This window comes from Frankia sp. BMG5.60, from assembly GCF_059428125.1.
The window spans coordinates 4343544-4362866 of the sequence record NZ_CM182091.1 but is presented as its reverse complement, the minus strand read 5'-3'; the positions used below and the strand labels follow the sequence as shown (position 1 = coordinate 4362866).

General features: G+C 71.3%; 22 protein-coding genes. 8 read left to right on the top strand and 14 right to left on the bottom strand.

Annotated elements, in window-relative coordinates:
* Positions 1-712: 712 nt before the first annotated feature.
* The 3 genes from AC5R91_RS17880 to AC5R91_RS17870 form a co-directional block, all read right to left on the bottom strand.
* Positions 713-955, bottom strand: coding sequence for a DUF397 domain-containing protein (locus AC5R91_RS17880; RefSeq protein WP_495392491.1), 243 nt, complete (start codon positions 953-955; stop codon positions 713-715).
* Positions 952-1812 (bottom strand): helix-turn-helix domain-containing protein, encoded by an 861-nt coding sequence (locus tag AC5R91_RS17875; protein WP_495392490.1) that lies wholly within the window; start codon positions 1810-1812, stop codon positions 952-954. Before AC5R91_RS17875 ends, AC5R91_RS17880 begins: the two co-directional genes overlap by 4 nt.
* A 201-nt stretch (positions 1813-2013) precedes the next feature.
* On the bottom strand, positions 2014-2256 hold the full coding sequence (locus tag AC5R91_RS17870) for a hypothetical protein (protein WP_495392489.1): 243 nt from the start codon (positions 2254-2256) through the stop codon (positions 2014-2016).
* Between the two features lie 196 nt (positions 2257-2452).
* On the opposite strand from AC5R91_RS17870, the gene AC5R91_RS17865 reads away from it, so the two are divergent.
* The gene (locus tag AC5R91_RS17865) at positions 2453-2731 is read left to right on the top strand and encodes a hypothetical protein (RefSeq protein WP_495392488.1); all 279 of its coding nucleotides are present in this window, start codon (positions 2453-2455) and stop codon (positions 2729-2731) included.
* On the opposite strand, the gene AC5R91_RS17860 is transcribed toward AC5R91_RS17865, so the two are convergent.
* The 3 genes from AC5R91_RS17860 to AC5R91_RS17850 form a co-directional block, all read right to left on the bottom strand.
* The gene (locus AC5R91_RS17860; protein WP_495392487.1) at positions 2719-3879 is read right to left on the bottom strand and encodes an SPFH domain-containing protein; all 1161 of its coding nucleotides are present in this window, start codon (positions 3877-3879) and stop codon (positions 2719-2721) included. The genes AC5R91_RS17865 and AC5R91_RS17860 overlap by 13 nt on opposite strands.
* A gap of 15 nt (positions 3880-3894) precedes the next feature.
* Positions 3895-4134 (bottom strand): NfeD C-terminal domain-containing protein, encoded by a 240-nt coding sequence (locus AC5R91_RS17855; protein WP_495392486.1) that lies wholly within the window; start codon positions 4132-4134, stop codon positions 3895-3897.
* Positions 4135-4449: 315 nt separating this feature from the next.
* Positions 4450-5421 (bottom strand): helix-turn-helix domain-containing protein, encoded by a 972-nt coding sequence (locus AC5R91_RS17850; protein ID WP_495392485.1) that lies wholly within the window; start codon positions 5419-5421, stop codon positions 4450-4452.
* 102 nt (positions 5422-5523) lie between these two features.
* Here AC5R91_RS17850 and AC5R91_RS17845 point away from each other — a divergent pair, with 102 nt between their 5' ends.
* Positions 5524-6075: a cupin domain-containing protein gene (locus tag AC5R91_RS17845; RefSeq protein ID WP_495392484.1), complete on the top strand. Its 552-nt coding sequence runs from the start codon at positions 5524-5526 to the stop codon at positions 6073-6075.
* A gap of 7 nt (positions 6076-6082) precedes the next feature.
* On the opposite strand, the gene AC5R91_RS17840 is transcribed toward AC5R91_RS17845, so the two are convergent.
* Positions 6083-6880, bottom strand: a complete 798-nt coding sequence (locus tag AC5R91_RS17840) for a response regulator (RefSeq protein ID WP_495392483.1) — start codon at positions 6878-6880, stop codon at positions 6083-6085.
* Positions 6880-8418, bottom strand: a complete 1539-nt coding sequence (locus AC5R91_RS17835; protein ID WP_495392482.1) for a sensor histidine kinase — start codon at positions 8416-8418, stop codon at positions 6880-6882. The genes AC5R91_RS17840 and AC5R91_RS17835 overlap by 1 nt, the downstream gene beginning before the upstream one ends.
* Before the next feature lie 381 nt (positions 8419-8799).
* Here AC5R91_RS17835 and AC5R91_RS17830 point away from each other — a divergent pair, with 381 nt between their 5' ends.
* The gene (locus AC5R91_RS17830) at positions 8800-9306 is read left to right on the top strand and encodes a hypothetical protein (protein WP_495392481.1); all 507 of its coding nucleotides are present in this window, start codon (positions 8800-8802) and stop codon (positions 9304-9306) included.
* Between the two features lie 214 nt (positions 9307-9520).
* Positions 9521-10315 carry a putative protein N(5)-glutamine methyltransferase gene (locus tag AC5R91_RS17825; protein WP_495392480.1) on the top strand — a complete coding sequence of 265 codons (795 nt, stop codon included), beginning with the start codon at positions 9521-9523 and terminating at the stop codon, positions 10313-10315.
* A gap of 126 nt (positions 10316-10441) precedes the next feature.
* On the opposite strand, the gene AC5R91_RS17820 is transcribed toward AC5R91_RS17825, so the two are convergent.
* Positions 10442-11662: an FAD-dependent monooxygenase gene (locus AC5R91_RS17820; protein WP_495392479.1), complete on the bottom strand. Its 1221-nt coding sequence runs from the start codon at positions 11660-11662 to the stop codon at positions 10442-10444.
* 131 nt (positions 11663-11793) lie between these two features.
* Between AC5R91_RS17820 and AC5R91_RS17815 the strand changes: the two genes are divergently transcribed.
* Positions 11794-12582, top strand: coding sequence for a TetR/AcrR family transcriptional regulator (locus tag AC5R91_RS17815; protein WP_495392478.1), 789 nt, complete (start codon positions 11794-11796; stop codon positions 12580-12582).
* 55 nt (positions 12583-12637) lie between these two features.
* Here the strand turns inward: AC5R91_RS17815 and AC5R91_RS17810 are convergent, their stop codons facing one another.
* From AC5R91_RS17810 to AC5R91_RS17800, 3 genes are all read right to left on the bottom strand, one after another.
* Positions 12638-13648 (bottom strand): tyrosinase family protein, encoded by a 1011-nt coding sequence (locus AC5R91_RS17810; RefSeq protein ID WP_495392477.1) that lies wholly within the window; start codon positions 13646-13648, stop codon positions 12638-12640.
* A 1-nt stretch (position 13649) separates the two neighbouring features.
* A complete protein-coding gene (locus tag AC5R91_RS17805) occupies positions 13650-14129 on the bottom strand; it encodes a hypothetical protein (protein ID WP_495392476.1) in 480 nt (159 codons plus the stop codon).
* A gap of 211 nt (positions 14130-14340) precedes the next feature.
* Positions 14341-15135, bottom strand: coding sequence for an MFS transporter (locus AC5R91_RS17800; RefSeq protein WP_495392475.1), 795 nt, complete (start codon positions 15133-15135; stop codon positions 14341-14343).
* A gap of 210 nt (positions 15136-15345) precedes the next feature.
* Here AC5R91_RS17800 and AC5R91_RS17795 point away from each other — a divergent pair, with 210 nt between their 5' ends.
* On the top strand, positions 15346-15729 hold the full coding sequence (locus AC5R91_RS17795; protein ID WP_495392474.1) for a DUF427 domain-containing protein: 384 nt from the start codon (positions 15346-15348) through the stop codon (positions 15727-15729).
* 53 nt (positions 15730-15782) lie between these two features.
* Entirely contained in the window at positions 15783-16391 is a 609-nt protein-coding gene (locus AC5R91_RS17790; protein ID WP_495392473.1) for a 2-phosphosulfolactate phosphatase, read from the top strand.
* Here AC5R91_RS17790 and pip read toward each other — a convergent pair.
* Together pip and AC5R91_RS17780 are read right to left on the bottom strand one after the other, a co-directional pair.
* Positions 16361-17353, bottom strand: a complete 993-nt coding sequence (pip, locus tag AC5R91_RS17785) for a prolyl aminopeptidase (RefSeq protein ID WP_495392472.1) — start codon at positions 17351-17353, stop codon at positions 16361-16363. The two genes, AC5R91_RS17790 and pip, sit on opposite strands and share 31 nt — an antisense overlap.
* Before the next feature lie 117 nt (positions 17354-17470).
* Entirely contained in the window at positions 17471-18229 is a 759-nt protein-coding gene (locus tag AC5R91_RS17780; RefSeq protein ID WP_495392471.1) for an SDR family NAD(P)-dependent oxidoreductase, read from the bottom strand.
* 136 nt (positions 18230-18365) lie between these two features.
* Here AC5R91_RS17780 and AC5R91_RS17775 point away from each other — a divergent pair, with 136 nt between their 5' ends.
* Complete coding sequence (locus tag AC5R91_RS17775) at positions 18366-19283, top strand: helix-turn-helix transcriptional regulator (RefSeq protein WP_495392470.1); 918 nt, start codon at positions 18366-18368, stop codon at positions 19281-19283.
* Positions 19284-19323 lie beyond the last annotated feature (40 nt).

The window sequence follows — 19323 nt, the reverse complement described above, 5'->3', positions numbered from 1 at the left end:
AGCCTGATGGCCGCCGGGGTCGAGCACCGCCTGCGACGCGGCCACCCGGACCGTGGCGTGGCGGCGCTGTACGCGGGTAGCCGTACCGTCAAAAATGATCACAACGACTGCCCTCCTCCGCGTTGGGCGGGCATCTGCAGCCCGCGTGGCCCGTCCAGTGGGCGAAGGTGGCCGAGCGCCGCCCCATGCCGCCACGGCGCCGGGAGCGTCCGGTCCGCCTGCCCACCCTGCGCGATGGACGACGCGGACGTCGTGCCCCGGAAATGCCACGACCACAACGGGACGAACACTTGAACAACGAGGACCGACTGAACATCTACAAGAGTGCGCGACCGGGGGGCGTTGCGCAAGAGCCAACCGGCATGTCGAGCGGCCGCCACCGCACCGTCAGAACAGGAACCTCGACCCGGTCGGGGCGGGAACGTCGACGTTGATCGGATCGTTCCGCCCCCACGACCGGCGGCCGTCCCCGGCCCAGCGGTCCCCGACCGGCCCGGGCGCATCCGGTGGAGGCGTCCGGGCCGGACCTGGCGCTGTCGGGCGCAGGGGGAGCGCAGGCTCGGGCCAGGCCGGTCTCGCCAGCCGCTTCGTCCGGCCGGGCTCTGGTCAGCTCCGAGTCCGAGTCCGAGTCCGGCCGAGTGCGAGGCCGGGTCAGGCCGGGTCAGGCTGGGTCGGTCGGTCGGTCGGGCTGGGCAGGTCGGGCCGGGGTGAGTCAGGCCTGGCGGACCCGGGTTCGGTCGAACTCGCCGTCCCGCGCGCCAGCCAGGAAGGCGTCCCACTCGGCCGCGGAGAAGGCGAGCACGGGACCGCTGGGGTTCTTCGAGTCACGAACCACGATGCCCTCGCCCAGGGGGGCGACCTCTACGCACATGCCACCTGCTCCGTTGCTGTGGCTGCTCTTGCGCCAGGCCAGCTCGGCGGGACCGCCCACATCGGGCTTCGCAAATCTGGTCATTTGAGTTCCTTTGCGACGGAAAGTATCATCTGTATGGATTCTTCTGGCCGCAGGGCGGCGGCCAGAAGGTGATTCATCTTCAACTTATAGCGCCGGACTTCGGCGGCACGCTCGATGTAAAGGCTGCCGGCCGCCTCTTCTATATAGACCACTTCGTGGTCTTCCGAATCGGGGAATCCGAGTATGGAGAATGCGCTGCCCAGGCTGGAGTGTGCGCCCACCGCGAACGGCAGGACCTGGATCGTCACATTCGGGAGTTCGGACCGTTTGGCGAGGAAATCGAGCTGGTCGCGCATGACCGCCCGACCGCCGATCTCCCGGCGCAGCACCGCCTCGTCCAGAATCACCCAGAGCCGGGGATGGTCGGGGGCGGTGAGCCGACGCTGCCGGTCCATCCGCAAGGCGATCTTGCGCTCGACCTCCTCCTCGTCGGCCTCCGGGTCATCGGCCCGGATGACCTGCCGGGCGTAGTCTCCGGTCTGGAGCAGCCCGTGGACGAGCTGGGACTCGTACACCTGGATCGACGCCGCGTCACCCTCGAGGCCTATGTAGATCTCGAACCAGGCCGGGACGACATCGTGGTAGGAGTGCCACCAGCCGTGCCGGCGGGACTCCCGGGCCAACGCCAGCAGCGCGTCGCGCTGCTCACCCTCCGTAACACCATACAGGTTGAGCAGGTCCGACACGTCGCGGGTGCGCACCGGCACCCGCCCGTTCTCCATCCGGCTGACCTTCGAGACCGAGCATCGCAGCAGTTGGCACACCTCGTCGACCGAGACGTCCGCCGCCTCTCTCAGGCGCCGTAACTCGGCACCCAGCCGCCGCCGCCGCACAGTCGGACCGCCGCTCGTGGCCATCGCTAGTCCTTCGGTCTGTTCGGAGTGATGGGTGCATCCTGCCACTGGATCGCCACTCCTCATACACAGTGCGCAGCTCTGGGTAGCGAGACTCTTACAGAAGCTCTTGCAGACGGTCGAGGCAGGGGCCATGCTGCGAGTCTTGGTTTACTTTGAGTGGCGAACACAACGCTCTGGGTGAGAACTTGGTACGGTGAGGAATCACGGGGAGTAGTCGATGGCGATCGCGCGGGGTCCGAGGCGTCGATCCTGCGACCATGCCGGGATGACCGCCCGGGAGGCGTCGGTCGTGCTGCCCGCCCCCACCGCGCTGTCCACCTCTGCCACCCCGCTCATCCCGTCCATCCCGTCCGCTCGGGAGATTCGGACCGCCACGACCATGGCGCGGCCCGCCGTCGCGAGGGCTGCGGCCACGTGGCCGGCGACCAGGCAGTCCACGACCACGCGGCACGTCGACGCGCTGGCCGGGGCCGGTGGGGGCGGCCGCCGATCGCCGGCTCCGGGCGGGTGGGCGTCGAGCCCCGCCCGGAGCCGGCCAACCCACCATCGCGGGCCGGACCGACGCCCCACCAGACGTGACCGCGCACCGTGGACAGCTCCACGGTTCTCATTATTCGGTAATTGGCTGAAAGGCGTGACAATGGCGACTCGCCGATTCCAGGTCTATGACGGCGATGGCGAACTGGTGGCCACCTTCCTGGAGTGGGAGGCGGCGCACTCCTGGGCGCACCGCCGCGCCACCGAGGCAGGGACCCGAAACCCCGTGCAGGTCGAGGACCGGGTCGAGCGGCGGACCTGGACGATCGAGGCCGATCAATGCCGGCTCACGGTGTGGCGGCGCCGCGTGGAGTACGGATACTGCGGCCGGCCGGAGGCGCGTCCCGCCGCTGCCGGCCGTAAGCACGTCTACGTCTCCTGAACGGGCCGGGCGGTCCCGATGCCGGGGTGTCCGGCGCTGGCGCTGGTTTCCTGGCCTTCGGCGGCGTAGGCCGGCTGCCGGACGCCCGCGCGTAGGGCCTCGAAGATGGCTACGCCCTGCCCGACGAGTCCGCTGGCGATCTCACCGATGCCCTCGGCGCCGTTGAGCACCGTGACGTTCGCGCCCGCCAGCCCCGAGGCCGCCTGCCGGACGATCTCCGGAAGCTGGTCGATGAGCATCCGGTCGAGTGCAACCCGGTTGTGCGACGCGGCGGCCTCCGCCTGGATCCTCATCTTCTCGGCCTCGGCGAGAGCGAGGACGCGGACCCGCTCGGCCTCCGCCTCTGCGGGTTTGACGACCTCGGTGACGAGCTGCTGCTGGCGCAACTGAGCCTCGCGTTCGGCCAGCTCGGTCCGCGCCGCGGTCACCGCCACCTCCGCCTGGGCCTGCGCAAGCGGCCCGGCCTGTGCGGCCTCTGCCTGGGCTCGGTCGATCTCCGCCCGATACTGGGCCTGGACGATGGAGGTCTGCCGGGCGTACTCCGCCTGCGCCCGCTGCGATCGCTGCTCGGCCTCGGCGGCCGCCTGGTTGGCCTCGGCCTGGGCGATCTGAGCCTGACGCTGGATGGCGGCGTTGTGCGGCGCCGCGATCGCCGCGATGTAGCCGAGTCTGCCGTCGTCGATGGACTGGATCTGCAACGCGTCGATGGTCAGCCCGATCCGGGCCATCTCCGCCTTGGACCCGTCGAGTACCTCGGTGGCGAGCTTCTGCCGGTCGCGGATGATCTCCTCGACCGTCATCGAGCCGATGATCGAACGCAGGTGGCCGGAGAAGATCCGCCCCGTCAGCACGGCCATCTGGCCCTGGTCGGACAGGAAGCGCTGGCCGGCGTTGACGATGCTCTCACTGTCGTTGCCCACCTTGAAGGCGATCACGGCCCGGACGTTCAGGGAGATTCCCTGGTAGGTGACGCATGTCTCCGCGACCTCGGCCTCGCACATGGCCAGGGTCAGGAAGCGCACCTTGCGGAAGAACGGCAGAATGAACCCGCCGTGACCGGTGACCACCCTGAAAGGCATCCCACCGCGGTTCTTCCCGCCCGAGATCAGCATCGCCTGGTCGGGTGCGGGGACTCGGTAACCAAACACGCCGCGAACCTTTCGTCAGAGATCGCCGCCGAAGACGGCGGCGGGATCCAGCCACGGCACCACCTCGACGGTCCGAGGCCCGCGCGTCCCGATGACCAGCACAGACACGCCCTTGGGCAGCGGGGTGTCGGACAGCGCGAGGAATGTTTCGATCCCGCCGCGAACCCGCACCACCACCTCGCCCGGCCCGGCGTCACCCCGGGTGCCCACGATGAGCGCGCCGACGCGGCCGATGACGGACGGATCGCCCACCATCCTCGAACCTCCTCCTCGCACGCGGCGGGCGCGGAAGGCCATGGCTGAAACGGTCGTTGCAGGCGAGAAAAGACTACAAGTCGCCATCCTTGGGATCAGGGTCTCGTCGCTGTCGACTTCTGTATTGACCAGACGCTGGTCGTCTGGAGCAGCCCGATCGGCGCTGGCCGCCTATCCGCCCCGCCTCACCCCACGGACCGTTCCCGCCCGCCCACGGAACGTTCCCGCCCGCCCACGGACCGTTCCCGCCCGCCCCGCGGGCCGTTCCCGATCCGGTTTCCCGACCTGCTCGACCTTTTCTGTCGCTCCCTCCGCTCAGCCGCTGTCCGCCGGACCGGCCAGTCCGGGCGCCGGTCGGCCCGGCCCGAACCGGCTCCGGTAGGCGGTCGGCGTGAGGCCCGTGCGTCGCCGCAGCGCGACCCGCAGACCCGTGGCGGTCCCGAGACCACTGGCCCGGGCCACGAGATCGAGGCGATGTTCTCCGCGTTCGAGCAGGCGGCAGGCCAAGGCGACCCGTTCGGCGGTCAGCCACGCCAGTGGAGTGACACCGAGTTCGGCGCGGAACCGGCGGTACAGCGTGGCCGGGCTGACCGCGGCCTGGCTGGCGAGGTCGGCGATCGCCGTAGGTCGGTCGAGCCGCTGGCGGGCCCAGTCCAGCAGCGGCGCGAGGGAGGTGTCGGGCACGATCGGTACGGGCCGTTCGACGAACTGCCGCTGCCCGCCGTCACGGTGCGCCGCGAACACCAGCCGTTGGCTGACCACATTCGCGACCTCGGCCCCATGATCACGGCGGATGAGATGCAGCCCGAGGTCGAGGGCGGCGGCGCTGCCCGCGGCCGTGCACACGTCGCCGTCGTCGACGAACAGCACATCGGGTACGAGCCGTACCTCGGGGTAACGGCGGGTGAACAGCTCGGCCCACCGCCAGTGGGTCGTGGCCCGGCGACCGTCGAGCACCCCTGCGGCGGCGAGGGTGAATGTCCCCGTGCAGAAGCTGACCAGGCGGGCCCCGCGGTCGCTGGCCGCCCGGATCGCGGCCAGCACTGCCGGTGGCGGTGTGACGAGCGGATCCGGCCGGTTCGGCACGATGACCGTGTCGGCGGCGGACACCACGTCGAGCCCGGCGACGCCGGACAGGGTGAACAGCCCGCCGTGCATGCGGACCCGCGGGATGGGCGCGCAGAGCGTGCAGGCGTACCAGGGTCGGTCGAGTTCGGGGCGGCGCAGCCCGAACAACTCGGTGGCGACACCCAGCTCGAAGGGATTCGACCCGTCATCCACGATCACCGCAATTCGATGCGTTGGCGCGCGATCCGGTTGCGAGGATCCATGCGACATGCGCGATTCCTAGCACTCGTCCATCCCTTCGCCGGGCGGGAGTATCCACGCATGACCGCCGAGCCAGTCTCCGGGCCCGACCGCCGCCCCGCACCCGCTGACACCTCCGCACCCGCTGGCACCTCCGCGTCCGCCGCCACCCCGGCGTCTGCTGGCTCCGCGCACGCTGTCCCTGAAGCAGCGGCGGCCGAGCCTCCGCGAGGTCCATGGGCGGATCCGGTCGACCTCTATGCCGCTTTCGGCAGCTTCGAGGAGCTGTGGAGTCCCCGCATCGTCGCTCGGGTAAACGATTACGACATCCGCATCGCCAAGGTCGCCGGCGAGCATGTCTGGCACGCGCACTCCGATACCGACGAGCTTTTCCTCGTGCTCGCGGGCACTCTGCACATCACCGTGCGCGACGCGCCTGGCGGAGGGGAGCGAGTCGTCATCCTGAACCGGGGGGAAATCTTCGTCGTCCCGCGCGGTGTGGAGCACCGTCCCGCATCTCCGGTCGGCGCGTCGATCCTCCTGGTCGAACCGACAGGCACCCTGTCTGTGGGGGACCGCCATGACCCGTTGCCCGACCACGTCGAGGCGACCACGGGGCACGCCCTCGCCTGAATCGTTCTCACGAGCGGTCCCTTCCCGGCGCGAGCGGATCGGCGCCGGGGATTACCACGCCGGACTCGTACGCGGCGACGACGAGCTGCGCCCGATCGCGCGCCCCAAGCTTGGTCAGTAAGCGGCTGACATGCGTCTTGACGGTTGTGACGCCGACGAGTAGCCGCCTGGCGATCTCGGAGTTCGACAGTCCCGCTGCGACCTGGATGAGCACCTCGCGCTCCCGCTCCGTCAGCCGGGTCAGCTCTTCACCCCAGGCTGCGGGCCGCTGCGGCCGCTGGGCGAACTCGGTAATGAGCCGCCGGGTGACGCTCGGGGTCAGCAGCGCGTCGCCGGCGGACACGATCCTGATCGCGGCCAGGAGGTCCTCCGGACGAGTGTCCTTGAGTACGAATCCGCTGGCGCCGCCACGTAGGGCCGCGAAGACGTGCTCGTCCTGATCGAAGGTCGTCACGACGAGGACGCGCGTCGCGGCGGTGCCAGGGTCCGCAGCGATGATCCGCATCGCCTCCAGGCCATCCATGATCGGCATACGGATGTCCATGAGAACGACGTCCGGGCGTAGGTGCCTGGCCAACCGCACCGCCTGGGCACCGGTCTCGGCCTCCGCGATCACCGCGAGGTCGGGAGCGGACTCGACCAGCACCCGGAAACCGGCGCGGACCAGGGCCTCATCGTCGGCGATGAGGACCCGGACGCGACCGTCGGCCGCCGACAACGGGCGGGACCCATAGTCGGCTTCAGCGCGGTTACCGGGCCCATCATGGCTCTCCGCCGGCGCGGAGCCATTGGATGTCAACATCATCAGCCTGCATCCTGCCCGACAGGGCACGGCCGGACAGACGCCGGTGGGAGCCCACAAGACTGATCCGCGATCACGGTGGCGAGTGAGACGGGGAATCGGGCCACGACCGCGAATCCCCCTCGTTCCCGGGGGCCCGCACTGAGCGTGCCGGCGAAGAGCTCCGCTCGCTCGCGCATCCCGACCAGGCCCAGCCCGGGTCCTGATGCTCTGTCCGGCTCGGGTCGCCGCGGGGTTCGGCCACTCGGCTCATCAGCCGGGTCGTGGCGCGCCTGGTCGCTCCGGCGATCTGCCGGCGTCTCGACGCTGTGGTGATGCTCTGGACCGCCCGGTGAGGTGTGGCCGTCATCGACGATGCTCACGACCAGCTCCCGCGGCCCGTCGTGCACACTGACCTCGGCCTCGGTGGCGTTGGCATGCCGGACCACGTTCGTCAGTGCTTCTTGGACGATGCGGTACACCGAGGTCTCCAGGACCGGGAGATAGCAGCGCTCGGTGCCTGTGCGCCGGTATGACGTGCGGAACCCACGTCGCTGCAGCCCGGCGACCAGATGGTCGAGGTCTGCGAGCTTCGGTTCGGTGACCCTGGCTGGCTCGTCAGCACTGGCCTGTTCGCCAGCTCGCGCGGATTCGGTGCGCTCGGGCCGCCCACCCGACGAGACCGCCTCATCCGCCCGGCCCGAGACTCCGGTCGGCTTTGTCTGCGGTCGCGCTGTCAGCGTCGCGTCTGATCGAAACACTGGCTCCCGGATCTCCTGGCGGGTACTGCGTAGGACGCGGCGCACCTCGTCGAGAGCCGAGCGGCTCGTCGTCTCGATCACGCTCAGTGCCTCACGCGCCTCGCGTGGGTCCTCGAGCAGCCGGGCGACTCCGGAGCGAACCGCGATCAGGCTCAGCGTGTGCGAGACGACGTCGTGGACGTCTCGAGCCACTCGAAGCCGTTCTTCGGCGCGGATACGGCGCTCCCGCTCCGCGGCCTCTCGGCTCGCCTCCAGCGCCAGCCGGGACCGGTAGCGGCGGCGGGTGCGGAAGGCATCGCCGACCAGCCAGGCCGCTGCGGCGATGAGTGCCTGGACCAGATCCTGTTCCTGATCGGGATACAGCCGCATGGCGACGGCGGTGGAGACCGCGATCGCTGCGACTGCCGCCGTGCTCGCGGCCAGTGACGTCCGCCTTGGGTGATGATCCGCGACGGTGAGGACGGCAATGCCGAGCGCTGGTCCGGCGTTGCTGACCAGCGGCGTGAAGCGGACCCCTGCGAACGCGGCCGTGCAGAGGACCGCGGTAACGCTGGCGAGAACCGGAAGCGGCCAGCGTCGGGCCGCTATCAGTGGCGCGGCGGCGAGTGCCCCGAACAGAAGGATGTGCGCGGTCGAGCCGTAGGCGTCAGCCTCAGTCGCGACCGTCGGAGTCAATGCGGCCGGCACACTGAACAGGGCGAAGGAAGCAAGGACAACCGCGATGTCGACGGCGCCGGGTCCAGCACTTCGGCCAGCCTTAGCGGAAACGTCGACCTTGGCGGACCCGACGAATCCCTGCATGCATGCGGGCCGGTGGGTCGGGCCGGACGGGGCCGGCGTGATGAGCGCCATAGGACATTACGGTAGACGCCGAGGTCGGCTCCCGGCGTCCCTCCGCAGGATGACTCGGGCCATCCGTCTCAGGTCGGATCGAGCCGCTCCGAGTCCACCCCTCGAAGGACCTGGAGGGGGTTCCGGCGATGGACGACAGGCCGGCCAAAAAACGCGAGTTTGATGGACATGAAGCCGCGTCCATCCGCTCCGCCCCAACCAGCCGCCGCGTCGCCGCGCAGGGTAGCCAGCGTCCGTCCACGGCTCCGGCATCGGCCGCATCCAGGTCTCTGGACCGTTTGCCGGCAGCGGGCGGCCGCCGGGATCTCGCCCGTTCTGACCGGGTTCGCTATGAGCGCTTTCAGCGCAGGTGTCCTCTCCGGCGGTGTCATGTACCAGCACCGGTCCGCCGTGCGCGCGGGGCACAGCGCGGGCACTGCCGCCTGGGGGCCACACCTTGTCGTACTGATCCTGGCCGGGGCGCTCGCCATCGGTGCCTGGCTGCGCCGCCGGCGGCTTCCGGCCGAGCGGCGTGCCCGGGGCGCGCTGCCTGCGCCGCTCGGCCGGCCCGCGGCGCGGCGAATCGGGCTGACGGCGCTCGCTGTCCGTCGCCACCCGGTGGAGCTCTGGCGGCTTGCCGTTCTCGCCGCCCTGGCCGTGCTGCTGCTCTACCTGTGTTGGCGGACCGGGGTGCAGGTGCTGGCCGGACTGGACCCGAACTTCACGGTGAACGCGTGGGGCGGCCCTAGCTATGCGGGGGCGATGGCCTGCCACTACCTCGATCTTGCCGTCATCGGCGCGGTCGTCGCGGGGCTGCTCGATTGTGCCCTGCTGCCGGTTCCAGTGGGCCGTGCGTAGTCCCTGGTAGAGCGAACTGGTTCTGGTACTGTAGGCGCAGTCAGAGATGATCTTTTTGAGGAGGTGGGACCCATTTCCGCGGTATCAGGGTGGGTGTACTCCTCCCATGATCACATGCGGGTCGACCGGGCCTGGTGATCGGGAGGGCGCCCTTCGGTGTCCCGAAAGGCTTCCCGTGTCGTCAATTCCATCGCCCCTTCCGCCGTCTCCATCGTTGCCCGATGTCGTTCGTCGGCTGCGTGCCGCAGGTTGCGTCTTCGCCGAGGACGAAGCCCGACTGCTTGTGGGCGCCGCCCGGACTACCGCCGAGCTCGCCGCGATGGTCGACTGTCGGGTCGCCGGCAAGCCCTTGGAACACATCCTCGGCTGGGCGGAGTTCTGCGGCCTGAGGATCGCGGTCGAGGTCGGCGTGTTCGTGCCCCGGCACCGCACGGAGTTCCTCGTCCGACAGGCCCTCGACCAGGCCGGTGGCCGGCCCGGCGAGGTCGTGGTCGACCTGTGCTGTGGATCCGGTGCAGTGGCGGCCGCGTTGCTCGCAGCTCTGCCCGACGCTGAGGTACACGCCGCCGACATCGAGCCCGCCGCAGTGCGCTGCGCTCGGCGCAACGTCGCCGACGGCGGCTTGGTGCACGAGGGTGACCTGTTCGCCGCGCTCCCCAGGGCGCTGCGAGGACGCGTGGATCTCCTGGTGGTCAACGCGCCGTATGTCCCGACCGACGCGATCGGCCTGATGCCGCCCGAGGCGCGGGAGCACGAGCCCCGGCTGGCTCTCGACGGTGGAACGGACGGTCTCGACGTGCTACGCCGGGTCGTCGTCGGCGCGCCGTCCTGGCTGGCCCCGGGCGGCAGCCTGTTGTTCGAGACCAGCGCGCAGCAGGCGCCCTCGCTCGTCGACGCGGTCTCCCGCACCGGGCTGATCGCCCGGATCGCCATATCCGACGAGTCGGCAGCCACCGTGGTCATCGCGGTCTCTCTGACCGGAGACGCGGCAACGTCGGACCGACAGTGAGGCCTTTTCCCAGAGGACGACTACCGCCGATGGTGGAGGGCGGGCGGTAGTTGTCCTCCGACGCACGTTCAGGCGCCCTCCTCGCTCCTACCGAGCCCTGTGATCGTGGCGCGGGGTAGGGAGCGGTCAGCCCGGTGAGGTGGCGCCGGCGGGGCGGGCGGGGGCGAGGTGGGGCGGGTTGGGGCCGCGACCGGCGGTGGTCAGGCGGCTGCCGAGCCAACCGGCAGCGGCGGCGGCCGGCCAAAGTCGAGTCGCTGCGTTGCGGGCGCGGATGCCGGTCCAGGTAGTGGGGATGAGCAGGTGGGCAGCCTGATCGACGCCGCGCTGGCGGGGTTCGACGAGACGGCGGTGGCGCGCCTCGTAGCGGCGCAGGGCCGAACGGTGATCGTCCGGGGTAGCGGCCAGCTCCTCGGCGAGTGCGAACGCCCCGGCCATCGCCAGGGAGGAGCCGTCGCCGAACAGAGACACGCAGGAGGCCGCGTCGCCGACGAGCGTGATCCGACCCGTCGACCAGGCGGGTACGTCCACCCGGCTCACCGCGTCGAAGTACAGGTCCTCGCTGGCCTGCGCCCGCGCCAGCAGCTCCGCCGTCCGCCATGATCCGGATGCGTAGGCGCCGGCAAGCAGGGTGCGGTGCTGGTCGATGTCACGATGGTTGAAGTCCGCCAGATCCGGGCGGCGGAAGGCGAAAAACGCGATCGGTCCGGAGGCCGACGGGTGCAGGGCGACGGCCCGACCCGGGGTGTTGTGCATGACCACCTCACGCCGGTGCTCGATCGGCCCGTTGAACGGCACCGTGGCGATGTAGAGGCCCAGGTGACGCACGAAGTTCGCGTCTGGTCCGAAGGCGAGCCGGCGCACCACCGAATGGAGGCCGTCGGCGCCGATGACCAGGTCGAATCGGCGGGAGCGACCGTGGTCGAAGGTCACGTCGACGCCATGCTCGTCCTGCGCCAGACCGGCGATGGAGTCGCCGAACACGAACTCCGCGTGCTCCGCGCTCGCCGCCTGCAGGATCGTCGCGAGCGCGCCGCGAGGAAGCTCGACGTCGCCGCCGCCGGTCGCGCGCGCGAGCGCGCGCAGGTTGACGCGGCCGACGCTGCGGCCGGCCGCGTCCACGAACCGCATCCCCGTCACGTTGGTGGCGGCGGCCCGCAGCCGCGCGAGCACCCCCATCCGCTCTGCCACCCGGAGGGCCGGGCCGCGCACGTCCACCGGGCTGCCACTGGTCCGCTGCCACAGCCCGCGCTCGACCACCATCGGCCGAAAGCCGTGCCAGGACAGCCAGTACGCGAGCGTCGTACCGGCGATGCCGGCGCCGGAGACGAGCACCGTCCGGTTGCCCATGCGTCCTCCGCAGGTGGGGTCGAGGCCGATCGGACCGTCAGCGTATGACCAGATTTCAAATCTGGTCAAAAGTTGAATGCGCGGTGTGATGAACGTTGACCAGATCTCGAAAGCGGTCATACGGTCGTCGCGTGAGCCCGACAGCCGGCCGGTCCCGGGACCCGTCGCGCGGGCGGGAGCGCGCCACGCGCATCCTCGACGCCGCCGAGGATCTGCTGCTGCGTCACGGCGCGCGGCGGGTGACTGTCGAGGACGTCGCGGTCGGTGCCAACATCGGCAAGGGCACGGTCTACCTGCACTGGGAGACGCGGGAGAAGCTGTTCGCCGCTGTCTTCGACCGGGCGGTGGCCCGAGCGATGTCCGAGCTGCTCGTCGCGATGCGCACCCGGCCGAGTACCTGTCTGCCGCACCAGTTCGCCCACGACTACTTCCTCGCAGTCATGCACCGTCCGCTGCTGCGAGGGCTGCTGCTGGCCGACCCGGAGCTGCTCGGCCGGCTGGCTCGCCAGCACGACCCCGCCTGGGACGAACGCCACCACCTGGTGTCCGAACGGTACTTCCGGCTGCTCGCCGAGTACGGCGTGCTCCGTGCCGAGCTCGGGGCCGACGAGGTCGCCTACGCGTTCCAGGCGACGTTCGAGGGTTTCGTGCGGGCCGAGGGCGAGCTGGCCGGCGGCGAGAGTGCCGCGCCGCGGGCCGCCGCCCAGCCCGCAGTCGCCACCCTGGAACGGCGGGCGGACCTGCTCGCCCGGACCGTCGAGCTCGCGTTCGAGAACAGCCGCCCGTTTACGGCCGACGAACTGCGTTCGCTCGCCGCCGACGTCGTGGACCTGTTCACCGACCTCGTCGACCGCCGCGGGTTCGCCGACCTCGTCGACCTCGTCGACCGTGCCGAGCTCGGCGCTCCCGCCGCCTCCTGATCGTCCAGGCCGGGCGTCCCCGTCCCCCGTCGGACGTCCGCCGGGGGACGGGAGGTCAGGGCAGAATGTCGTAGCTGTAGAAGGCCGCAACGTCGAGGACGCCACCCGGGGTGTCCGGCTTGCGGGCCGGGGCGAACGGGGAGACGAGCGGATCGTCGATCCGGTGGCCGAGCAGGCTCGGTGGGGCCGTCATATCCGGCTGGTACTGGCGGCCGTTGCGGAGCATCCAGCCCTCCCAGAGCCGGTCGACATTGCAGTGGTGGACGAAGAACACCGGGTCGTTCGGGGACGATGCCGGGGCCATGTCCCCGCCGACCCACAGGTGGACCTGGTTGTGCAGGCCGGGGCCGGTGAAGCCCTCCAACCGGTTACGGAAGCCGCGAGATGAGACGTCGAAGGGCGGCCGGTCATAGTCGGCGAGGCTCGGGTCGGCACGCGCGTTGTAGGCCGCGCGGACGTCGCTGGTGCGAGGCAGCCGCGGCGAGCCGAACGGCGCGTTCTGGCCGAACCTGCGGGCGAGGCCGCGCTCGGTGACCTGGCGCAGCGCGCCGCTGGAGTTGGTCGCGATCCGCACCCGGAAGCTCGTCGGGTCGGCACGGTCGAAGGCGAACGCGCCGCCGCGCACGGGGCTGCCCTGACCGCCGAACCCGTCCGGGGTGTCCCGCCACAGCGCCGAGGCGGCCGGATTCGCCACCCCGTCCGGCGCGGGCGGGGTGCCGTCGAGCGCCCAGTCCCAGTAGGGCAGGCCGAAGTCCGGGTCACGGAGAACCCGTTGCAGGTGGGCCTCCAGCCATCTGAGCATCACCCGGTGCCAGGGCAGGAAAACCGGCCCGCGGTGCGCGGCGTTGCGGGTTCCGGCGTCACCGCCCGGTGGCACCGCGGTGTTCATCGCGAGGACGTGCCAGATGACGAACAGGTCGTAGGTGTACACGGGGCGGGCGGGCCCGGAGACGCCGAACCGGTCCGTGGTCAGCGTGGTGGGCTCGTGCTTGAGCAGCTTGACGCCGCGGATGTAGTCGGCTCGCGACTTGTCGTCGCGGAGGATGTCCCGGCGGACCGCGGCCACCTCACCGCCCTCCCGGGGTCTCGTCGCCGTGGGTGTGGGTGTGGGTGTGGGTGTCGCCGTCGCCCTCGCCATGGTCGCGGACGTGGTCGAGGTGCTCGGGATGGTCGCTGGATCCGGCTCCGCCGTGATCGCCGCCGTGATCGTGGCCGTCGTGACCGTCGTCGGGCGTCGGGTGCGGGGAGAACTCGTCGGGGAAGGTGCGGATGAGCACCCGCACCAGGTCCACGAGCGAGGGGAGCTGGTAGGCGGGCAGGCCGTGGCAGTGCGCCGAGCCGTCGTTCGACAGCCCGATGTGCACGTCCAGCGGCCGCCCGTCGACGGTGATCTCGTAGGTGGTCGTGATGACGACGTGATGGCCGTCAAAGTCGTCCTCGCGCACGCTGCGCGCCGGGCCGGTGTGATCATGTTTGGGCTGTGGGAGTCCGGCCAGGTAGGTCGCGAGGAAGGCCGGTTGGGTGGGGTCGGCGGTGTCCGGTTGCATGGAGGTTCCCCCGAGGTCTGATGGCTGCCACGATGCGACGATGTGGCCGCAGCATCTACCGTGAGTGAGGGATTCACAACGAACTGTCGCCTAGGTGTCGCCGATCGCGTGGCGGGCCCGGGGCAGCAGCTCGGCGCAGGGCGGGTTCGGCGCAGGGCGGGCTGGGCGCAGGGCGGGCTGGCACTGACAGCCCGGGATGAGAGCGGGCAGGTCAGGTCCTCTGCTCGCCTCCGACCGGGATGGGAGCGGCCGGCGCTGGCTCCGGTGGGGTGACCCTGGCCTGCGGTCGGGCCGGGACGAGCAGCAGGGCCAGGATCGCGGCGAGCGCTAGCAGGCCACTCCTGACGCCGACCGCGGCGGCGTAGCCCGCGGCCAGCGCCGTGTCCGGGGCGCCGCCGTGGTGCTCGGTGACGGTGATCGCCGTCGTCGCCAGGGCCGCCAGCCCCACCGCGCCGCCGATCTGGCGTGAGCTCTTGATCAAGCTGGACGCCATGCCGACCTCCGCCGGCGCCACGCCGATGGTCGCCGCGGTGCCGATCGGCACGACGCACAGGCCGATGCCGACGCTGGTCAGCAGGGATGGGCCGAGGACAGAGGAGAGGAAGCTACCGTCGGCGGTCAGCGTCGCCGCAAACCAGCCGAACCCGGCAGCGGCGGTCAGCCCACCCGCGCCGAGCAGCGGGCGTAGACCGAACCGGTTCACGGTGCGTGCTGCGACGCCCGAGCCGAGCACGGTGCCGAGCGCGAACGGCACGAACGCCACCCCGGTCGCCGTCGGGCCGTAGCCCAGCACCTGCTGCAGGTAGAGCGAGACGAAGTAGAACGCGGCAGCCTGCCCGGCGAACAGCAGCAGCACGAACAGGTTCGCCGTGACGACCGCACGCTGGGCCAGCAGGCCTATTCGCAGAAGTGGCTGTGCGCTACGCGACTCGATCACGACGAACATGGCCAGCAGGACCCCCGCCCGCGCCCCGCGGTGACCCGCGGCCACCCGCGGGCCCGTCACTCGCCGGGACTCCGCGGCGCCGACGGGCGGCTCACCGTCGTGGCGGCCACTTTTGCGAAGCAGGGTTGACGGTTTCCGCGATGCGGCGGAGCCTTTATGTGCGCCGCGTTTCGCCCTTGGCAGTCGGGCTGCCCTCGTCGGCTGCTCGCCGTCGGGGTGTCCGCATCCGCGGGGTCCGTCTGCGGGCCCGGTCGGTCTGGAGGAAGCCTGATGTCGCGAACGGTCCTGTTGCCGAACGCAGACCATCCGATCACCGTCGAGCCGACCCGCGGCCGGGTGGTCGTCCGGATCGGCGGGCGGGTGGTCGCGGACTCGCACGACTCCCGCACCCTGCGCGAGGCCGGCTACCCGGCGGTGCAGTACCTGCCCATCGCCGACGTCGACCAGAGCGTGCTGCGCCGGAGCGAGACAACCAGCTACTGTCCGTACAAGGGCGACGCGAGTTACTACGGCGTCGAGACCTCGGACGGCACGACGCTCGGCGATGTCATCTGGACCTACGAGACCCCCTATCCGGCCGTTGCCGACATCGCCGGCCGGGTCGCCTTCTACGCCGACCGCGCGGAGATCACCGTTCCCGACGCCGCTGCGTGAACCCGGCGGCGCAGCACCCCTTCCGGCTCCGTTTCGGCTGGGGTCGAGAGGACTTGGACGTCCTCGCCGCCCCAGGCGGCATTGTCGTGATCGTCGATGTGCTGCGGTTCTCGACGGCAGTCTCGGTTGCGGTCGGTCGGGGCGCGCGGGTCTGGCCGTGCCGGTGGCGCGATGAGGACGCGGCCCGGCGGGCCGCCGAGCTGGGCGCGGTTCTCGCCGTGCCGGGCCGGGACGACCCGACCGCTCGCTGGTCGCTGTCACCGGCGGACCTGACGGCCGACCGGCTGGCGGACGGCGGGACCGTGGCCGTCATCGCGGCCGGCGAGCGTTGGCCCGATCCGTCCGGGGCGTCGCACGCCGGCCCCCTACGCCCGGCGGTCGAGGATCTGCTCGGCGCCGGCGCGGTCCTCGCCCGGATCCTCGAGGCGGGGCACCTGGAACGTTCGGCGGTCGCCCCGGAGGCGCGCGCCGCCATCGCCGCGTTCCGCGCCGCCGAGGCCGATCTGGCCGGCGAGCTGCGCGGCTCGGCGTCCGGCCTGGAGCTGCTCGCGTTGGGCTGGGACGACGACGTGGCCTGCGCGGCCGACCTCGACGCCGACGCCACCGTTCCCGTCCTCGACGCCGACGGTGCCTACACCGGCGCGCCCGAGCTGTCGTCCTGACCTCGGGCGAACCGGTCGAGTGCGCCGCGCAGCCGGCGGCCCAGGGCGTCGCTGCCGGTGTGGCCGGAGTCGGTGATCGGGACGAGTTCGGCGCCCGGCCAGGCGCGGGCCAGCTCCCAGGCGACGCGGAACGGGCCGCCCAGGTCGTGGCGGCCGTGGATCAACACCCCCGGGATGCCGGCGAGCCGGCCGGCGTCGCGCAGCAGCACGCCTTCGTCCAGCCAGGCCCCGTGTGCGAAGTAGTGCGAGCAGATTCGCGCCAGCGCGAGCCGTGCCCGCTGCGGGCGGCCGCCGTATGCACCTGGCTGCCCGTTCGACTCCAGTGAGATGACCGCGTCCTCCCAGGCGCACCACTCGTCGGCGGCCCGCCGGCGCACCGCCGGGTCGGGGTCCGCGAGCAGGCGTGCGTAGCCGGCGACGATGTTGCCGTTGCCGTTGCCGTCCGCGGGCGGCAGCCCGTCTCGGAACCGCTCCCACTCCTCGGGGAAGTACCGGGCCACACCTCGGTAGAGCCAGTCGATGTCGCGGCGACGGGTCATCGTCACGGCCACGAGGATGATCTCCGAAACCCGAGACGGGTGGCGCTCGGCGTAGGCCAGGGTGAGCGTCGAACCCCATGAGGCGCCGTACAACAGCCACCGGTCGATCCCGAGGTGCTCGCGGAGCAGCTCCATGTCGGCCAGCAGGTGATCGGTGGTGTTGTGCCGCAGGTCGGTGTGATGGTCGCCGGCATGCGGGGTGCTGCGGCCGCAGCCGCGCTGGTCGAACAGGACGACCCGGTAGCGGTCCGGATCGAACCAGCGGCGCGCCCCCGGGGAGCAGCCCGAGCCCGGGCCGCCGTGGACGACGAGTGCCGGCCTGCCGGCCGGGTTGCCGCAGACCTCCCAGTAGACGAGGTTGCCGTCGCCGACGTCGAGCATCCCGGCGTCGTACGGCTCGATCGGCGGATATTGCGATCCCATCAGCCGATCCTGACCTACTGGTCACGGCGAGTATCGGCAGTCGACGAGGTCGCGATCGTCGTCGCTGCCGTGCCGTGCCGTGGAGCGGGCTCGTGGGCGCGGTGGGCCGGCGTCGCGCTACAGGTTCTGGCCGCCGGACAGTTCGATGCGGGTGCCGTTGGCCCAGCCGAAGCCGTCGGCGAGGATCAGCGGCACGGCCGCGCCGATGTCCTCGGCCTCGCCCACGCGGCCCAGCGGGATGGCGCTCGCGACCGCCTCGTTGAGCTGGGCGTTGTCCCGGAGCCGGCCGCCGCCGAAGTCGGTGGCGATTGCCCCGGGCACGAGCACGTTGACCCGGATGCCTCGCTCGCCGAGCTCCTTGGCCTGGTACCTGGTCAGAACCTCGATCGCGCCCTTCGCGGCGGCGTAGGCGGAGGTGCCCGGATGAGTGAAGCGGGCCAGGCCGGAGGACACGTTGAGGATGCGTCCGCCGTCGGCCAGCAGCGGCAGCAGCGTCTGCGTCAGGAAGAACGGCGCCTTGACGTGAATCCGGAACAGCTCGTCGAACTGCTCCTCGGTCGTCTCCGTGAACGGCGCGTAGAGGCCGACTCCGGCGTTGTTGACGAGGTAGTCGATGCGTTCGGCGCCGAGGCCGGCGAGCGTCGTGCGGACGTCGGCCGCGAACCGGGCGAAGTCGGCGCTGTTGCCCACGTCGAGCTGCAACGCCGCCGCGGGTACTCCCTGCCCCTCGAGCTCCGCCACGAGCCGATCGGCCTCGTCCTTGCGGCTGTTGTAGGTGCCGATGACGCCCACCCCGGCGCGGGCGAGGTGCGTGGCCATGCTGCGCCCGAGGCCGCGGCTCGCGCCGGTGATCAGGGCGATTCTGTTGTCGGACATGATTCCTCCCGTGCCATGCCAGTGGTGCTCGCATTCCACCCTGGCACCTCCGCCGGCCGTCAGCGGCGTCTCGGTCATCCCCGGATCGCGAGTCCGGCGATAGTCCGGCCGGCCGCGGTCATGATGGAGATGTCTGATGGGCCGTGGGCGCACGGCCGAGTGGAAGCCGGTCGAGTGGAACCGCGGAGGGACCGCCGTGCAGCGCCAGGAGCTGGGTGTCTTCCTTCGTCACCGAAGAGAGCTGCTGCGGCCGTCGGACGTCGGGCTGGTCGCCGGCGGTCGGCGACGGGCGCCCGGGCTTCGTCGCGACGAGGTCGCCGTGCTCGCCGACATGTCGACGGACTACTACGAGCGGATCGAGCAGGGCCGCGGGCCGCGGCCGTCGCCGTCGATGCTCGGCGCGATCGCGCGGGCGCTGCGCCTCACGCTGGACGAGCGCGACCACATCTACCTGCTGGCCGGCCACGAAGCCCCGCCGCGGCACCGCTCCCTCGGCTACGCCGACGCCGGCCTGATGTGCGTGCTGGACGCGCTCGCACCCACCGTGCCGGCGCTCATCTCGGATGACCTTGCCAACGTCGTGGCGCAGAACCCGCTGAACGTCGCGCTGCTCGGCCCGATCGCCCGCGCGCCGGGTCGGGCGCGCAACTTCCTGTGGCGCTGGTTCACCGACGGCGAGCTGCGCGCGCGATACCTCGCCGACCAGCACGACACGCTTGGCCGCGACCACGTCGCGGACCTGCGCGTCACGCTCGGCCGGCGGCACGAGGACGAAGCGGTCCGTTCCCTCGTCGCCGAGCTCTCGGCGGCCAGCGCGGAGTTCCGCGAGGTGTGGGCCCGTCAGGAGGTGGCGGTGCGGCGGACCACCCGCAAGGTGCTCATCCATCCCGAGGTCGGCCGGCTCGACCTGGAGTGCGACGCGGTGGTCAGCCCGCCGTCGGGCCAGCGACTGGTTCTGTTCCGCCCGCGGCCCGGCTCGGGGGCGGCTGAACGCCTGGAGATGCTCGCCGTCCTCGGTACCCAGACCTTCCTCGAACCCAGCCGCTCGCGCTGACGCCCGCCCCGCCCACGGCGCCGAGGCCGGACGAACCTGC

Bases quoted from the DNA above. Each gene is read 5' to 3' on its own strand.
- AC5R91_RS17880 (WP_495392491.1), bottom strand. From the start codon at position 955: ATGACCAGATTTGCGAAGCCCGATGTGGGCGGTCCCGCCGAGCTGGCC.
- AC5R91_RS17875 (WP_495392490.1), bottom strand. From the start codon at position 1,812: ATGGCCACGAGCGGCGGTCCGACTGTGCGGCGGCGGCGGCTGGGTGCC.
- AC5R91_RS17865 (WP_495392488.1), top strand. From the start codon at position 2,453: ATGGCGACTCGCCGATTCCAGGTCTATGACGGCGATGGCGAACTGGTG.
- AC5R91_RS17855 (WP_495392486.1), bottom strand. From the start codon at position 4,134: ATGGTGGGCGATCCGTCCGTCATCGGCCGCGTCGGCGCGCTCATCGTG.
- AC5R91_RS17845 (WP_495392484.1), top strand. From the start codon at position 5,524: ATGACCGCCGAGCCAGTCTCCGGGCCCGACCGCCGCCCCGCACCCGCT.
- AC5R91_RS17840 (WP_495392483.1), bottom strand. From the start codon at position 6,880: ATGATGTTGACATCCAATGGCTCCGCGCCGGCGGAGAGCCATGATGGG.
- AC5R91_RS17835 (WP_495392482.1), bottom strand. From the start codon at position 8,418: ATGCAGGGATTCGTCGGGTCCGCCAAGGTCGACGTTTCCGCTAAGGCT.
- AC5R91_RS17830 (WP_495392481.1), top strand. From the start codon at position 8,800: ATGAGCGCTTTCAGCGCAGGTGTCCTCTCCGGCGGTGTCATGTACCAG.
- AC5R91_RS17820 (WP_495392479.1), bottom strand. From the start codon at position 11,662: ATGGGCAACCGGACGGTGCTCGTCTCCGGCGCCGGCATCGCCGGTACG.
- AC5R91_RS17805 (WP_495392476.1), bottom strand. From the start codon at position 14,129: ATGCAACCGGACACCGCCGACCCCACCCAACCGGCCTTCCTCGCGACC.
- AC5R91_RS17795 (WP_495392474.1), top strand. From the start codon at position 15,346: ATGTCGCGAACGGTCCTGTTGCCGAACGCAGACCATCCGATCACCGTC.
- pip (WP_495392472.1), bottom strand. From the start codon at position 17,353: ATGGGATCGCAATATCCGCCGATCGAGCCGTACGACGCCGGGATGCTC.
- AC5R91_RS17780 (WP_495392471.1), bottom strand. From the start codon at position 18,229: ATGTCCGACAACAGAATCGCCCTGATCACCGGCGCGAGCCGCGGCCTC.
- AC5R91_RS17775 (WP_495392470.1), top strand. From the start codon at position 18,366: ATGGGCCGTGGGCGCACGGCCGAGTGGAAGCCGGTCGAGTGGAACCGC.